Source organism: Pseudogemmatithrix spongiicola (assembly GCF_030623445.1).
GTDB classification, from domain to species: Bacteria; Gemmatimonadota; Gemmatimonadetes; order Gemmatimonadales; family Gemmatimonadaceae; genus Pseudogemmatithrix; species Pseudogemmatithrix spongiicola.
In genome coordinates, this window is the sequence record NZ_CP130613.1 from 2927880 (window position 1) to 2943123 (window position 15244).

18 protein-coding genes are annotated in these 15244 nt (G+C 68.5%); 5 read left to right on the forward strand and 13 right to left on the reverse strand.

Annotated elements, in window-relative coordinates; translation table 11 throughout:
- Window positions 1–34: 34 nt before the first annotated feature.
- Window positions 35–388: a (2Fe-2S) ferredoxin domain-containing protein gene (locus Strain318_RS13390; RefSeq protein ID WP_367886201.1), complete on the reverse strand. Its 354-nt coding sequence runs from the start codon at window positions 386–388 to the stop codon at window positions 35–37.
- Complete coding sequence (locus Strain318_RS13395; RefSeq protein WP_367886202.1) at window positions 388–711, reverse strand: (2Fe-2S) ferredoxin domain-containing protein; 324 nt, start codon at window positions 709–711, stop codon at window positions 388–390. The genes Strain318_RS13390 and Strain318_RS13395 overlap by 1 nt, the downstream gene beginning before the upstream one ends.
- Before the next feature lie 17 nt (window positions 712–728).
- Between Strain318_RS13395 and Strain318_RS13400 the strand changes: the two genes are divergently transcribed.
- Genes Strain318_RS13400 through Strain318_RS13410 form a run of 3 tightly spaced genes read left to right on the forward strand, consistent with a single transcriptional unit; the run spans window position 729 to window position 2758 of the window.
- A complete protein-coding gene (locus Strain318_RS13400) occupies window positions 729–1061 on the forward strand; it encodes a tRNA-binding protein (protein WP_367886203.1) in 333 nt (110 codons plus the stop codon).
- Between the two features lie 5 nt (window positions 1062–1066).
- On the forward strand, window positions 1067–2308 hold the full coding sequence (locus tag Strain318_RS13405) for an amidohydrolase family protein (protein WP_367886204.1): 1242 nt from the start codon (window positions 1067–1069) through the stop codon (window positions 2306–2308).
- Window positions 2309–2326: 18 nt separating this feature from the next.
- Window positions 2327–2758: an OsmC family protein gene (locus Strain318_RS13410; protein ID WP_367886205.1), complete on the forward strand. Its 432-nt coding sequence runs from the start codon at window positions 2327–2329 to the stop codon at window positions 2756–2758.
- 24 nt (window positions 2759–2782) lie between these two features.
- Here Strain318_RS13410 and Strain318_RS13415 read toward each other — a convergent pair whose 3' ends face one another.
- Entirely contained in the window at window positions 2783–4681 is a 1899-nt protein-coding gene (locus Strain318_RS13415; protein ID WP_367886206.1) for an Ig-like domain-containing protein, read from the reverse strand.
- Window positions 4682–4919: 238 nt separating this feature from the next.
- On the opposite strand from Strain318_RS13415, the gene Strain318_RS13420 reads away from it, so the two are divergent.
- On the forward strand, window positions 4920–6836 hold the full coding sequence (locus Strain318_RS13420; protein ID WP_367886207.1) for a Kelch repeat-containing protein: 1917 nt from the start codon (window positions 4920–4922) through the stop codon (window positions 6834–6836).
- Between the two features lie 15 nt (window positions 6837–6851).
- On the opposite strand, the gene Strain318_RS13425 is transcribed toward Strain318_RS13420, so the two are convergent.
- The 4 genes from Strain318_RS13425 to Strain318_RS13440 are packed head-to-tail and all read right to left on the reverse strand — an operon-like array spanning window position 6852 to window position 9057.
- Window positions 6852–7649, reverse strand: coding sequence for an exodeoxyribonuclease III (locus Strain318_RS13425; protein ID WP_367886208.1), 798 nt, complete (start codon window positions 7647–7649; stop codon window positions 6852–6854).
- Window positions 7646–8173 carry a MogA/MoaB family molybdenum cofactor biosynthesis protein gene (locus Strain318_RS13430; protein ID WP_367886209.1) on the reverse strand — a complete coding sequence of 176 codons (528 nt, stop codon included), beginning with the start codon at window positions 8171–8173 and terminating at the stop codon, window positions 7646–7648. Before Strain318_RS13430 ends, Strain318_RS13425 begins: the two co-directional genes overlap by 4 nt.
- Before the next feature lie 18 nt (window positions 8174–8191).
- The gene (locus tag Strain318_RS13435; RefSeq protein ID WP_367886210.1) at window positions 8192–8464 is read right to left on the reverse strand and encodes a zf-HC2 domain-containing protein; all 273 of its coding nucleotides are present in this window, start codon (window positions 8462–8464) and stop codon (window positions 8192–8194) included.
- A complete protein-coding gene (locus Strain318_RS13440) occupies window positions 8461–9057 on the reverse strand; it encodes a sigma-70 family RNA polymerase sigma factor (RefSeq protein ID WP_367886211.1) in 597 nt (198 codons plus the stop codon). Before Strain318_RS13440 ends, Strain318_RS13435 begins: the two co-directional genes overlap by 4 nt.
- Before the next feature lie 232 nt (window positions 9058–9289).
- On the opposite strand from Strain318_RS13440, the gene pdxH reads away from it, so the two are divergent.
- Complete coding sequence (gene pdxH, locus Strain318_RS13445; RefSeq protein WP_367886212.1) at window positions 9290–9925, forward strand: pyridoxamine 5'-phosphate oxidase; 636 nt, start codon at window positions 9290–9292, stop codon at window positions 9923–9925.
- 7 nt (window positions 9926–9932) lie between these two features.
- Here the strand turns inward: pdxH and Strain318_RS13450 are convergent, their stop codons facing one another.
- From Strain318_RS13450 to Strain318_RS13475, 6 genes are all read right to left on the reverse strand, one after another.
- Complete coding sequence (locus Strain318_RS13450) at window positions 9933–10838, reverse strand: tetratricopeptide repeat protein (RefSeq protein ID WP_367886213.1); 906 nt, start codon at window positions 10836–10838, stop codon at window positions 9933–9935.
- 71 nt (window positions 10839–10909) lie between these two features.
- Complete coding sequence (locus Strain318_RS13455; protein ID WP_437436306.1) at window positions 10910–11407, reverse strand: arsinothricin resistance N-acetyltransferase ArsN1 family B; 498 nt, start codon at window positions 11405–11407, stop codon at window positions 10910–10912.
- The gene (gene rsgA, locus Strain318_RS13460) at window positions 11404–12339 is read right to left on the reverse strand and encodes a ribosome small subunit-dependent GTPase A (RefSeq protein WP_367886214.1); all 936 of its coding nucleotides are present in this window, start codon (window positions 12337–12339) and stop codon (window positions 11404–11406) included. The genes Strain318_RS13455 and rsgA overlap by 4 nt, the downstream gene beginning before the upstream one ends.
- Window positions 12336–12671, reverse strand: a complete 336-nt coding sequence (locus tag Strain318_RS13465) for a hypothetical protein (RefSeq protein WP_367886215.1) — start codon at window positions 12669–12671, stop codon at window positions 12336–12338. The genes rsgA and Strain318_RS13465 overlap by 4 nt, the downstream gene beginning before the upstream one ends.
- Window positions 12668–13600 (reverse strand): proline dehydrogenase family protein, encoded by a 933-nt coding sequence (locus Strain318_RS13470; RefSeq protein ID WP_367886216.1) that lies wholly within the window; start codon window positions 13598–13600, stop codon window positions 12668–12670. The genes Strain318_RS13465 and Strain318_RS13470 overlap by 4 nt, the downstream gene beginning before the upstream one ends.
- A 28-nt stretch (window positions 13601–13628) precedes the next feature.
- On the reverse strand, window positions 13629–15209 hold the full coding sequence (locus Strain318_RS13475) for a M14 family metallopeptidase (protein ID WP_367886217.1): 1581 nt from the start codon (window positions 15207–15209) through the stop codon (window positions 13629–13631).
- Between the last annotated feature and the right edge of the window lie 35 nt (window positions 15210–15244).

The following is a 15244-nucleotide window of genomic DNA, read 5'->3' on the forward strand; positions in this document are numbered from 1 at the left end:
GTCCACCAAAGGCCTAGGCCCACTACCGCAGCGCTCAGGGCGCAGGAGGCTCCGCGAGCCGATGGAACACGGCCTCGCGGACCTCTTGTCCGCCCTTCAGATGCTCGACGACGATGCGTTCGAGCAGCTCCGGCGTGACGCCGGCATACCACGTGCCCTCAGGGTACACGACGACAATCGGACCTCCGGTACACACACCGAGACAGGGCGCCTCGCTGCGCTTCACCCGCGTGGGGCCGAAGAGCAGGCCTTCGCGTTCCAGCAAGCGCGCGAGTTGGGAATAGATGGCGCGCCCTCCGCGATCGCGCGCGCAATAGCCGCCGACGCACACGAGCACGTGGCGCGTGTACGGCTCCATCAATCCCTGCAGGGGATGCCGCTCAGACATCAGGTGCCTGGCAGCTTGTTGTCGCCCGGCGGCGCGACGTACCGGAATTGCTCGACGACGGCGCCGCCGATGAGATGTTCGCTGAAGATCCGCTGCGCCTTCTCGACCGTGACGCCGTGGTACCAGGTGTTCTCGGGGTACACCACGACCATCGGTCCGTGTCCGCATTGCGCGAAGCAGCCGGCATGGTTCACGCGGACCTGCTGCGCGATGCCCGCATCGCGGCAAGCATGCTTGAGCGCCTCGAAGGTGAGCTGCGAATCGGCGGCCTTGCAGGTCTTGCCAGAGGTGCAGACGAAGGCGTGTTTCTGGTATTGGGACATGTTGTGTACCTTAACGCATGGCCACCCCCGAAGAGTTCTTTGCCATCGACATGCGGGTCGGGACGGTGCTCGCCGCCGAGCCGTTTCCGGAGGCTCGGAAGCCGTCCATCAAGCTGGAAATCGACTTCGGCCCGGAGCTGGGGGTGAAGCGGTCTTCGGCCCAGCTCACGAAGCGCTACACGCCGGAAGCCTTGGTCGGACGGCAGGTCGTCGCGGCCGTGAACCTCGGCGAGCGCCGCATCGCCGGCTTCAAGAGCGAGGTGCTGGTCCTCGGCGCGATGCCGGACCCCACGGACGTCGTGCTGCTGCAGGTCAACGTTCCCGTCGAGAACGGGACCAGAATCGGATGACATCCATGCTGAGATTCGTGCGTCGTGCCTTCGCGGTTGCCGCTGCGTCGGCGCTTTTCGCCAATGCGGGCGCCGCCCAGCTGCCGCAGGAGGTACTGGCCATCACACGTGCCAACGTGGTGGACGGCGTCAGTGACACGCGCCTGCGCAATGCGACCATCGTGATCCGCGCCGGGAAGATCGAAAGCATTCGCGAGAACGGTGCGGTGCCGGCAGGGGCACGCGTGCTCGACGCCGCCGGCCGCTGGGTGGCTCCCGGACTGATCGACGCGCACACGCACATCCGCACGGTCGCTGACGCGCGCCGCGCCCTGCTCAGCGGCGTCACGACGGTACGCTCGGCGTCCGTGCCGAACTACCAAGACGTCGCCCTGCGGGACATCGGGAAGTCGGGCTGGATGATCCTGCCGGACGTGCTCGCCACCGGCGTCTTCGTCTCACCCGACCTCGGCGAAACGATCACGGCCGACGCACGACTCGCGCCGCTGGCCGGTGGCGTGCGCACGCCGGAGCAGCTGCGGCTCCTCGTGCAGGTGAACGCCGCGCGCGGCGTGAACTGGATCAAGACGCGCGGCACCGAGCGTGCCGGCCTGCCCGACACGGACCCGCGGCAGCAGACCTACACCGAAGCGCAGTTGCGCGTGGTCGTGGAAGAGGCCGCGAAGGCCAACATCCCCGTCATGGCGCATGCGCACGGTGACGAAGGGGCATACGCGGCGGTGCGCGCCGGCGTGAAGAGCATCGAGCACGGCACGTACCTCTCCGATTCCACGCTGCGCCTCATGAAGGAGCGCAACGTCTGGCTGGTGCCCACGTTGTCGACGATCGTCGACCTCACGACGCCGGGCGGCGACTACAGCGACCCGGTGCTCGAACTGCGCGGCCAGCACATGCAGCCGCGCATCGAGGACGTGATTCGTCGGGCACACGCGATGGGCGTACGCATCGCCGCGGGCGCGGACACGGACTACCATCGCGAAAGCACGACGCGCATCAGCCACGAGGTGATGCGCTTTGTCGGGCTCGGCCTGACCCCCGTGCAGGCGCTGGCAACCGCGACCAGCGGCGCGGCGGAGCTGCTCGGCGTCGGGAATGCCACGGGGCAGCTGCGGGTTGGTTACGAAGCGGATTTGATCGTGCTCGAGCATGATCCCCTCGCCAATCCGGGGACGCTGCGCGATCCCCTACTGGTCATCACCAACGGGCGCGTCGCGCTCGACCGGCTCCGCATGGGGCTGGGCAACTGAATCGGAGTCGTAGGCATCATGGCTGAAGGCACGCAGGGCAAGCCGCCCTCCAAGACCGTCGTCACGTGGGCGGGTGACCAACAGTTCGACGGCGGGCGCGCGAGCGGTGGTCCGACGATTCGCCTCGATGGCCGCGGCGCGACGGGACCGAGCCCGGTCGATGCGCTGGGCATCGCCATCGCCGGCTGCACAGGCGTCGACATCGTCGACATTCTCGCGAAGCGCCGCACGCCGGTGGAATCGCTGAGCATGGAAGTGCACGCGGAACGGGCGAACGCCGTACCGGCGCGGGTCGTCGCGGTCGACATCACCTACCACATCAGGGGCGCGGGCATCGAACGCGCCCACGCCGAGCGCGCCATCGAGCTGGCGGTGACGAAGTACTGCTCCGTGGGCAGCTCGATCGATCCAGCGACACCGATTCGGTGGACGCTGGTGCTCGAGGACTGATCGGGCCGCGTTGCCGGCGCGGGGTCACGGCGGCGTGAACGCCTCCACCGTGCCCAGCGCCGTGTTCACCCCGTTGTAGCCACCGATCACGTAGAGCTTGCCGTTCACCACGGCGCCGCGCGCCGCGATGCGCGCCGTGGGCATCACCGCCAGCGTCCGCCAAGTGTTCGTCGTGGGATTGTACTCCTCGACGACGCCGAGCGGCGTGCCGTTGTTGCCTCCGATGGCGTACAGCCTGCCGTTGTGAGCCAAGAGCACGAGGTCCGCGCGCGCGGTTGGCATCGCCGTGCGCGCGGTCCATGCATTCGTCGCGGGATCGTACACCTCCACGTGGTTGGCGAACGCGCCACCGACAAGCTGGCCACCGACCACATAGAACTTGCCATCCAGCGCCGCACCGGCGGGCGCCGTGCGCGCCGTGGGCATCGAGGCACGGATGGTCCACACGCCGTTCGTGGCCGCGGTCGGATCGAAGGACTCGTGGGTCGCGACGGTCGTGGATCCATTCCGGCCGCCGGCGACGTACAGCACGTTGCCGATGACCGCGGCCGCAGGGTCGGCGCGGGGACCGACGGTGAGGCCTGCCAACGACGTCCACAGCTGCGTGCTTGGATCGTAGGCGCGCACTTGGGTCGAGACGACGCAGCAGTCCGTACCGCCTGCCGCATACAACTTCCCGCCGATGACGCCTGCCCCGGCCCCCGTCTGGATGAATCCGCTGCCGCTGCGTATTGACCACGTGTTTGACGTGGCGTCGTAGGCCTCGACGTCCGAACGATGACCGCCGACGCGGAACCCGCCGACCGCGACGATCGTGCCCGAGACGGCACCCATGCTGAACGCCCATCGCGCGTTCGGCATCGCCGCCCGCGACTCCCAGAAGCCGCTAGTCGACACGGCAACGACGGTGGCGTCGGCGTTCACCCCTTCACTCGTCGCGCGCACAGTCGTGCTGCCGGGACCGACCGCCGTCACGAGACCGGCCGCGCTCACCGTTGCGACTGCCGTGTTCAGGGACTGCCACGTCACCCCGCGGCCCGTGAGCTCCGAACCCCCTGAGGCAAACGTACGCGCCGCAAGTTGCAGAGTCTCGCCGACCTCTAGGGTATCGAGGGCCGGCGTGACGGTCACAGTCGCGACTGGTATCGCAGAGACACTCACCGCCATGCTGCCACTGACCCCCTCGGCGCTGGCGCTGATCGTCGCGGTCCCTGCTGCCACGCCCGTCACGATCCCTGCGGACGAAACGGTGGCCACGGCCGCATCACTGGTCGCCCAGACAAAGCTGCGGCCCGACAATGCTTGCCCGCTCGACGAGCGCGCCGTCGCCGTCAGGTTCAGCGATTGGCCGACGACAACCGACGACCCGGGACCGCTGACCGTGATGCTTGCGATAGGCGCGAGACTGACCGTAAGCGTCATCTGCCCGACGATGGCTTCCACGACGGCGGTGATCGTCACCGTACCCGCGCCGACTCCGGTGACCACGCCTTGGTCTGACACCGACGCGACCGAGGGATTACTGGAGGTCCACGTGACGATGCGTCCAGCCAGCGGTTGATTCGATGCTGAACGAGGCGTCGCGGTGAGATTCAGCGAGTGGTCGACGAACAGCGTGGACGCGGGCCCGGTCACCGCGACACTGGCGACCACGGGTTCGCGCGCGGTCAGCACGCGCGACGCGACCTTGCCGCCGGCCGATGCCGTCACCGCCGCGCTTCCCGGCGCCAGCGCGGTCACCAGCCCTTGGGGGTCCACGCTCAGCGGGCCCGCCGGGGAGACGCTCCACGTCACGGGCCGATCCGTCAGTTCCACGCTGAAGGCCGAGAGGGCGCGGGCGGTGAGCTGGCGAGTCGCGCCGATCTCGAGCACGGTGTCGGCGACGAGGATCTCGACCCGATCCACCGGCTCGGGCGGCAACACGGGATCGGCTGCGCATGCGCCGAGCCCGGCGGCACATATCAGCCGCGCAGTAGTGGATGTCGATCGCCACACCTGAGCCAGAGTCATTCGCATGGTCCCCGCGCCTCACAGGTTTTTGTGCGTGCTTCGCTTCGAGCCGCACTAAGTAGCCGCCTCCCGTTGCCGCCACGTCCGGTTTGGCGTTTCTTAGGCGTTACAGGGGGTCTCGCGCATGCTCCGGCTTCGGGTCTTGGGAGGGATGGAGGCGATCGCGGCCGATGACAGGCCGCTCGATGACCTCAGCCGACACACCAAGCGACTGGCGTTGGTGGTGTACCTGGCCTGCGCGCGACCGCGCGGCTTCCACCGCCGCGACAAGCTGGCGGCCCTCTTCTGGCCCGAACTGCCCGACGAGCGCGCGCGTGCCGCGCTGCGCACGACTCTCTCACGACTGCGCGACGACCTCGGCGCCGATCTCGTCGTGACGCGCAGCGCCGAGGAAGTCGCGCTCGACATGTCAGGCCTGTCGTGTGACGCGCTTGCGGTCGAGGCGGCGTTGGCGGCCGGTGATGCGTTGGGCGCGGCGGAACGGCTTGTCGGTCCGTTCCTCGATGGCGTACACGTCGATGGCGTCGCGGAAGCGTTCGAAAGCTGGGTCGACGAGGAGCGGACGCGCCTGCATCGTGAGGTCGTACAGGCGCTGGTACAGGCGGCGCATCGCGAGCGCGATGCGGGGCGACTGGACGCTGCCATCGTGCGCGCCGAACGGGCGACCGCGCTGGCTCCGCTCGACGAGGCGGTCGCGCGCTTGGCCATCCAACTCCATGTCGCCGTCGGCGACCGTGGATCGGCCTCGCGCATCTACGACCGCCTGCGCGACAAGCTGGCACGCGAATTCGGAATCGCACCGTCGGCGGAAACGGCAAGCGTGGTGGAAGCGCTCGAGCGGTCGGTGCCTCGCGGCGTTCCCACGGCGGCGGGACGGTCGGAGCGCGCGCTGCGCGATTCTCGGCCCACCAGCGTCGTGACAGATGCGATGCCGGAGGGACCGGCCCGTCTATCCCTCGCGGTCCTCGTTGGCGGCGCCGCGATCGCAACCATGCTTGCGACGGCGTTGACGATGACCGCCCTCCGCCGGCGTGAGGGGCTCGCTGCGTCGCCGCTCGCGTGGCAACCTGTGGCGAGCCATCACGGTACACCGCTGCACCTGATCGGACCATCGGTGGTGCTCGACTCGGCGGAGGACGCGCTGCTGGTCATGTTCGGCACCGAGACGATGCATCCGCAGCGATTGAATGGGCGCGTGATGCGCCTCGTTGGCCTCCGCGGGGAGTCGATGACATGGACAACCGTCGAGACGGAGGGTGACCGCTTCCCGGCGCCGCGCTGGCTCGCAGCGGCCACGCTCGACCCGACTCGCGACCGAGTGTTCCTGCACGGCGGCGCCTTCGGCAGCACGTCACCCTGCTCGAGCGACCTGTGGATGCTCGGTGGCGCCGGGCCGTCGCAGGCGCGGCGATGGCATCAGGTGGCGCAGCGCGGCCCGCGTCCCTCAGCACGGGCATCGCATCGGCTGGCGTTCGATGCTGCCACCAACCGGCTCTTGCTGCACGGCGGCAATGACTGCTTCACGGTGCACATGCACGACACGTGGATTTTCGCCTTCGACGATTCCACACAGCGCTCCGGGGAGTGGCGGCTGGTCGCCGTGGATTCCACGGACGGAGCTCCGCCGCAGTCGGCCGGTGCTGCGGTGGCCTTCGATCCCGCCCGTGCGCGACTCATCCGCATCGTCCCCGGCGCAGGGCTACGCGCCACGCTGTGGACCCTTCGCGACCTCAATGCTGCCGCTGCCAAGTGGCAGCGCGTCGACTGCCTAGACGCACCGACCAGTCACTTCGGACTGGCGGTTGCCGTGGAACCGAGCGGCGAGGTACTCTGGGCCTTTGGCGGCTACGATGACGACTCGCGATACAGCCGCGACGTCTGGCGAATCGATCTCGGACGCGACGAGCGAGCGGGATGCCGGTGGACACGCCTCCTCACGGATGACTACGGTCCTCCGGCTCGGAGCGATGCCACCCTCGCATGGAGCGGGAGTACGCGCGCGCTGGTGCTGTTCGGGGGCGCCTTCCAGACCAACTCCCTCAACGACGTGTGGCGCCTCACGCCCTGAGGGCGCCATGGTCGGCTATCGCGCCAGCGTAATGCTCACCGGACAGTGATCGCTGCCCATCACATCCGTGTGGATCCGCGCCGCCTTCACCTGCTTGGCCAGCGCCTTCGACACCAACACGTAGTCGATTCTCCAGCCGATGTTCCGCGCGCGGCAGTTGGCCCGCTGGCTCCACCAGGAATAGTGGCCATTGCCCTGCGTGAACAACCGGAACGTGTCGACGAAGCCCGCGTCGAGGAATGCCTGGAAGCCGGCGCGCTCCTCGTCGGTGAAGCCCTTGTTCCCGACGTTCGGCTTGGGGTTCGCGAGGTCGAGCTCGGTGTGGGCCACATTCAGGTCCCCGCAGAACACCACCGGCTTCTTCTTCTCCAGCGCCTTGCAGTGCGCGAGGAAGGCCGGGTCCCAGGCCTTCTCGCGCAGCGGCAGGCGGCTCAAGTCGTCCTTGGCGTTCGGCGTGTACACGCTCACCACGAAGCACTTGGCGAATTCGGCCGTCACCACACGGCCCTCATCGTTGCTGTCGCGCCCCTCGCTGTCGACGAGGGCGTACTTCTTGCGGATGGCCGCCGAGAACCCGGTGGTCACCTTGAGCGGCTTCACGCGCGAGAAGATCGCCGTGCCGGAGTAGCCCTTGGTGGACGCGGAGTTCCAGTACTCCTCGTAGTCGGGCAGGTCGATCTCGGCCTGCCCCTGCTCGGCCTTGGTCTCCTGCAGGCAGAGGACATCCGGCTTGTGCTTGGCGATGAACTTCTGGAAGTCGCCCTTGCGGATGACGGCGCGCAGGCCGTTCACGTTCCACGAATAGATCTTCACTTGCGAATCTCACGCAGCAGGTGGCGCAGCTCCGGAATCAGCACGCGCGTCAACGCGAGCTCGACCGCTGCCTTCGAACCCGGCAGCGACACGATGACGGCGCCCTTCGCGCTGCCCGCCACCGCGCGGCTGAGGATCGCCGTCGTGCCGATCTGCTCCTGGTAGCTCAAGAGCCGGAAGAGTTCGCCGAACCCCGGAATCTCCTTCTCGAACAGCGGTGTCACGGCTTCGACGGTGCGGTCCTTGCTGCCGAGTCCGGTGCCGCCAGTGATGACGATGGCGTGGAGGTCTCCAGTCGCCAGCCACTCGGCGACGAGCGCGCGCACACGGGCTTCGTCGTTGGGGAGCAGCGCGTGGCGGGCGATCTCGTGGCCCGCAGCCTCGAGCAGCCGTCGCGCCAACGGCCCGGATTCGTCCGTGGCCTCCGTGCGGGAGTCCGTCACGGTCAGGACGGCGATGCGCAGCGCCCCGAGCGCCTGCGCTTCCCGGCGATGGCTCGCCGTCCCTTCAGGTGTCGAACTCACCGATCTGCCACTCCGCGATCAGCGGGTGAGGCCTTCGGCGCGCAGTGCGCTCATCAGCCGGTCGCGAAGCTTCTCGGAGGCGCAGACCGACTTCTTGGCCGCCTGCAGGGCCTTGAGGAAGCGCTCCTCGAAATCGTGGTGGCTGAAGCAGTCCGGACAGGACGTGATGTGCGAGCGCACTTCGCGTTCGCGATCCGGCGTCAGCTCGCCATCCAACAGATCGAAGAGCTTGTTCATCGCGCCGCGGCAATCCTTGATCGGCGCTCCATCGTCATGCGTGTGCTGCATCATGCATCGCTCCGGTCGGGGCCGGGAGGTGGAATGAGTCCAAGGTCCTGCGCATGCAGGGCCAACTTCTCCTGCAACAGCTTCCGGCCACGGAACAAGCGGGAACGCACCGTGCCGACGGGAATGCCGAGGACCTGTGCGGCGTCCTCGTACGATTGGTCTTCGAGATCCACGAGCACCACCGCCGAGCGGAACGTGTCGGGGATGTCCTCCAACGCCTGCTGGATGGCCGGGGCGAGATCGGTCCGCGCGAGCAGCGGATCGAGTCCACGCCGTACCCAGCCTTCCTTCGACTGCGCGGCATCCACGGCCTCCGCGCCATCGTCGTCCAAGGTGACCTCCCGCTGCCCCCGTTCGCGAGAGCGCAGGAACACGTTCCGCGCGATGGTGAAGAGCCAGCGCCGCACATCCGTGCCCGGCTGGAAGGTCTTCCAGCTCCGGAACGCGCGCAGGTAGGTCTCCTGCACCACGTCCTCGGCGTCTGCCTCGTCGCGCGTGAGCGAGCGGGCAAACCGATACACGTCGTCCAGCGCCGTCAGCGTGAGAGCACTGAACTCGGCGTGTTCGTCTGTCGCGGGGGCGAGCTCTTCGGTCATCACTGGAACATCGCAGTTATCCGGCGTTGGGGCTACGGGTTCCCTCTTTCCGTGGGAGACGGGAGAGGGGGGTACGGGCGGGGATGGAGAGAGGGGAATGGGGGAGACGGGGGGGAGGGGGGAGAGGTCGCATCCGTGTGGCGCCCCTCTCTCGTGATTCCCCCGTCTCCCCCATTATCGTATCCCTACCCACCGCCCGTACCGCCGTCTTCCCTCTCCCACTGAAGGGCCCATGGATCTATCCCACCTCCGAGAGGACTACCGCCGCGCGACGCTCGACGCGGGAGACGTGGAGGCGGATCCGCTCGATCAGTTCCGCCGCTGGTTCCATGAGGCGCAGGAGGCGCGCGTGTACGAGCCGAATGCGATGGCCTTGGCGACGGCGGACGGCGATGGCTTTCCCAACGTCCGCATGGTGCTCCTCAAGGAGGCCACCGAGCGAGGCTTCGTGTTCTTCACCGACTATCGCTCGGTGAAGGGCCTTGAACTGGACGCGAATGCGCGTGGCGCGCTCTGCTTCTGGTGGGGCCCTCTAGAGCGTCAGGTGCGGCTGCGCGGCGCGATCACGCGGATTCCCTCCGAGGATTCGGCGGCGTACTTCGTGCAGCGGCCGCGCGGCAGCCGGCTCGGCGCGTGGGCCTCCGCCCAGAGCTCGGTGATCGCCAGCCGCGATGAGCTCGAGCGCAAGCATGCGGAGCTCGACGTGCAATACCCGGGCGAAGACGTGCCGCTGCCCCCGCACTGGGGCGGGTTCCAGCTACAGCCTGAGTCGTATGAGTTCTGGCAGGGGCGTGCGAGCCGCCTGCACGACCGCATCCGGTATCGGCGCGATGCGGCCTCATGGGTCGTGGAGCGCCTGAGCCCGTAACGCGGGCTCAGTTCGTACTGCCTAGGGCCCGCCGTCCGTCCTTGGCGATCTGCAGATTGGGGTCGAGCGCCAACGCGCGGTCGTAGGCGGCGCGGGCGTCGTCGCGCTTGCCCTGTTGCCGGAGCACGTCGCCGAGTCGCGCGTGCGCGGCAGCCTTGCCGGGCGCCCAGTTGTCCTCGGGCCAAGTCTCGATCGCGAGGATCGCCCGCAGATGGCGCTCACCGTCCAGCAGTCGCTGGCCGGTAATCGCGGCGAGTCGACCGACCTGATACCGCCCGGGAACGCTCGCCGGCTGGCGCGCCAAGAACGCGTCCCACAGCGCGAACGCGTCGGGAACACGGCGCCACTGGACGAGCCGCGCCGAGAGATTGGCTGTCGCGGCGAGCGAGTCCGGCTGCAGCGCGATGGCCGCCCGCAGCTCCCGCTCCGTCGTTGCCGTGTCGCGGCCCGACCACGCGATATTCGCCGCCGCGACATGTCCGCGCGCCGGATTCCGTCGCGCGATCTCGCGCTGCTGGCGCTGCGCCTCGGCCTTGTCGCCACCCATGACACCGGGCGCGAGCAGGTGGAACTGGATGAGCCCTTCGCGTGCATCGAGCAGTTCCGGGTCGTAACGCACCGCCTGCTCGAAGGCGCTCTTCACGCGACGCGCGAGGAACGGCTGGCGCACCACGTTCGCCGTGGCTGCCTGCTGCCCTACGGCGTTGCCGAGCCAGAGATGATAGGTGCCGTTGCGAGGCTCACGTTCGATCGCGCGTTCGAAACTGCGCTCGGCGCGGTCCGGCTGGTTGGCGCGGAGATAGTTGCGTCCCGCTTCGTAGTCGCGCGCCCCTGGTCCGGTCTGCGCGGCGAGATGCAGTGACGACGCGCTCAGCGCGGCGAGGAATGCAAGAGACAGGTGAACGAGGCGCATGAAAGTTGAACGGGTGGACGAGCTTACACGTTTCGACCACGCGGGTTCCCCGAGGGTTTGAGCGCCCCGGCTCAGAGCAGCCGGTGCCAATACCCGACGTCGAGCCAACGGCCGAACTTGAAGCCGACCTCGGGCAGGTGGGCGACCTTCGTCATGCCCATCGCCTCGTGCAGCGCGATGCTGGCGTCATTCGGCAGCGTGATGCCGCCGAGGACGGCGTGGAGGCCCTGAGCCCGCAGCCGCTCGAACAACGCGGCGTAGAGTGCGCGGCCATGGCCGCGGCCCCGCGCCGCATCGGCGACATACACGGTGGCTTCGACAGAGAAGCGATACGCCGAGCGCGGCTTCCACGGGGTCGCATAGGCGTAGCCGACAACGGCTCCTGCGGCCTCGGCCACCAGCCACGGCAGCCCCGCAGCCGTGACCGCCTCCGCGCGACGCTGCATCTCGTCCGCCGAGACCGGTTGCTCCTCGAACGTGACTGTCGTGTGCGTGATGTAGTGCGAGTAGATCGCCGCGATGGCCGGCGCATCGCCGGGCAGCATGTCGCGGATCACGGCGGACGTCACCGCGGGCGCTCCGAAGCGCGGAGCTCCGCGTACAGCTTGAGGTAGCTCTCGTAGCGTCCGCGATCGACCTTGCCCGACTCGACGGCCTGCTGCACTGCACATTGCGGCTCGACTTCGTGGTGACAGTCCTGGAACCGGCACTCGCCCAGGTACGGGCGGAACTCGCGGAAGCACTGGTCCAGCGACTCGGCCGGCAGGCCCCACATCGCGATCTCGCGAAGACCCGGCGTGTCGACCAGGTAGCCTTCATCGCCATCAGGCAGCGGGATCAGCTTCGCGCCGACGGTCGTGTGGCGGCCCTTGTTGACGCTCTGCGAGATCTCCGCCGTCCGCAGCGCGACGCCCGGGTGCAGGGTGTTGAGCAGCGACGACTTGCCGGCGCCCGACGGGCCGGCGACCGCCGTCACCTTGCCATGCAAGACGGCGCGGAGCTCGTCGAGGCCGATGCCGCGCTTCACGCTGGTCCGATGCACCGGGTAGCCCGCCTTTTCGTACGGCGCCGCGAGCGCGTCGATCATCGCGGCGTCCGCCACGAGATCGACCTTGTTCAGCACCACGTGCGGTTCGAGGTCGTTCGCCTCGCACACGACGAGAAACCGGTCGATCATGCGCACGTGCGGCTCCGGGTTCGCCACCGCGAACACGACGCAGACCTGATCGACATTGGCGGCGAGGACGCGCTCGCCGTAGCGGCCACCCGGTTCGCGTCGCGCGAGGACCGACTTGCGCGGTGCGATCGCCGTGATGCGCCAGCCTTGGCCGCGCTCCTCGGGCTCGACCGTGACATGATCGCCGACCGCCAGCTTCACGAAGTCGCGCTCTTCCTGCTTGAGCCGCCCCGCCAATGCCGATGGCAGCATGGTGCCATCGGGCGTGCGCACCTGCCAGACGCCGCCCGTACCCTCGATGACGATGCCCTGCATGGCGCTCATCGCAGCAGCGCGTTCAGGGCGTCCTGCGCACGCGCCAGCGGCCACGCACCGAGGGCCTCGAGCACCGCCGCGCGCGTCGGGCCGAACTCGAGGTATGCCGTCTCGACATGCCCCTCCACGCCTTCCTCGCCGATGCGACGCCAGCGCAGGAACATCAGATACGCTCCCCACGCGCCGCGGGGATCGTCGGCGAGCGGATCGGCCATGCGGGCGATGCTGTACGGAAACCCGTCCGGCGCATCCAGGGCGGCCGGCCGCGCATGCACGGCCTCGTAGCCACCGACGGTGGTCTCGTCACCCTTGGTGTGGTCCGCCGGCAGGAAACGGCTCAACGGCCCTTCACCATTTCCTTCATCACGTTGCCCGTGATGAACGCCAGGTTGGCCGGACGCTCGGCGAGCCGGCGCATCAGGTACGGATACCATTGCGTGCCGAAGGGCACATAGACGCGCATGCGCCAGCCTTCCCTCACGATCCGCTCCTGCAAGTCGCGACGCACGCCGTAGAGCATCTGGAACTCGAAGCGATCCGGCGCGATGCCATTGGCCTTCGCGAAGCGGATGGCTTCGTCGATGATGCGCTCGTCGTGGGTGGCGAGGCCGGGGTAGCGGCCCTTCTGCATCAGCCGCTGCATGGCCTCGACGTAATTGGCGTCGACGTCCCGCTTGTCGGGAAAGGCCACCGTCGCCGGCTCGAGATACGCGCCTTTGCAAATGCGCACGCGGCACTGCTTCTGCACGCTCCAATCGACGTCGGCCAGCGTGCGGCGCAGCGCGCTCTGCAGCACGACACCCACCGTCTCCGGATAGTCGGGGAACAGCCGCCGCTCGAAGAAGTCGATGGTCCGCTGCGTGTACGCCGAGCTCTCCATGTCGAGGCGCACGAAGCCGCCATAGCCCTTCACCTTGGCGAGGATGGCGCGGATGTTCTCTTCGCAGAGCGCAGCGCTGATGTCCTGACCGAGCGCGGTGAGCTTGACGCTCACGTTCACTTCGAGGCCGCGGCGCTGCATCTCATCGACGAGGGCCAGGTACTGCCGCGCCGTTTCGCGCGCCTCGGCTTCGTTGGTGACGGATTCGCCAAGCAGGTCCAGCGAGGCCGTGATGCCCTTCGCCTTGAGCTCGGCGACGGCATCGCAGGCAGTAGCGATGGTTTCACCCGCGACGAATCGCGACGCGAACTTCTTGGCGAGTCCGTTGTTGCGGACGAATCGGAAGATCTGCGGCTGGTGCGACAGGTACAGCAGGGTCTTGCGGAGCATCGGTGGGGAGATTCGTGGAGAGAAGCGATCAGCGGAAGGCGCGCGGCAGCGGTCCCGTGATCCGGACCACCGGGTGCGGGGCGCCGACGCGCAGCGCGGCATCGAGGAAGTTCCAGGTCGTCAGGCCGTCGTCGCTCTCGGGTTCGAGCAGGATCGAAGCCAGCAGTGCCTGCCGCGGCGACGCGGGGACCAACATGACGCGGCCCCGGAGCTCCATGCGCTCCGTCACCCACCGCCCCACGAGCCGTACTTCCTGATGGCCCTGGAACGGACGCGGGGCGCGCGCAATCGAGTCGATGACGAAGCGTTCGACCGTCACCGTCCCGAGTGAACCGCTGCTCGTCGCGATCTGCCGAAACTCGATGCCGTGGTGCGCGAGGCGCGCGACGAAGGCGCTGTCGTCCACCGGCACGATCCACGCGGTCGGCAGCGGGCGGCGCAGCGTGGGCTCGAAGCGGTCGTAGACGGGCATCTCGACTGCCGTGAACACGTTCGAGCGCCGGAAGCCGCGGCGCAGGCCAGGCTCGTAGCGAACCGAGTCGCCCGTCGGGATCAGCGGCTCCACCAGGATGGGCGCGGTGAACGGCGTGGTCGTCATCTGCGAGCGCAGGGCGACGGTAGCCGAGGCCGGCAGCGTGCTGCGCGCGCCCGTCCGCGCGAGGATTGTCGCACGATGCTCCGCCACCGCGTGCAGGGTCTCGTGCACGTAGTGGTACGTCGCGAGGACGCGCCGCTCGAAGGGATCGTGCGAGTAGGCCTCGCTGAGGATGGAGACGCGGTTCCGCAGGCCGTAGTAGTTCGTACCGAAGCGCGGCACGTGCTCGTACGTCTCCCACGCGGCCTTCTGCGTGGACGTCACGTCGTCGCGGCCACGGAAGTTGCCGTAGTCGAAGGTCTCGAGCCTGTGGCGGCTGCGCATCCGCTCGCGGATGAGCGGCAGCAGCGTGTCGCGCGTGAACGGGCCCGCGGGCGCCAACGCCGGATCCATCGCCGCCGGGTGCAGCGACGGCGAGTAGGTGAGCGCATAGCCGTGGTACGATCCGTTCGTCGTGTGCAGGTCCATGAACACGTGTGGATCGAACATCGCAAACATGCGCATCGACGCCGCGGTCTCAGGCGCCTCGACCTTGATGTAGTCGCGGTTCAGGTCGAGGTTCTGCGCATTGGGGCGGTTGCCGACGAGCTGCGGCCCGTTCTGCGCCCCGCGAAGCCGCTCTTGCGGCCCGAACGCGTCGTTGCCGTCCGCGTTGTAGATCGGCACCGCCACGAGCACGATCGAGTCGAGCACATTCGGGCGCGCGTCGCGGAGCAAGTCGCGGACGAGCGCGAGCAGCGCCTCTTTCCCCTCGACCTCGCCGCCGTGGATGTTGCCCTGCACGTAGACGATCGGCTTGCCGCTGCGCCGCGCCTCCCCCGCATCGCGCACCAGCGGCCGCGAGATGAGCAGGTACGGCAGCACCTTCCCCTGCCCCGACCGCCCGATCTCCCCGCGCACGAACGCGGTGGGATACGCCCGCTCGAGCGAGTCGATGAACGCGATCACATCGGCATGCGTCGACGTCTCGGTGTACGCCGAGCGCTCAGCCCGCGTCTGCTGCGCGCCGAGCACAGGAGCAGTCGAAGCCGACAGCCCAAGCACAAGCA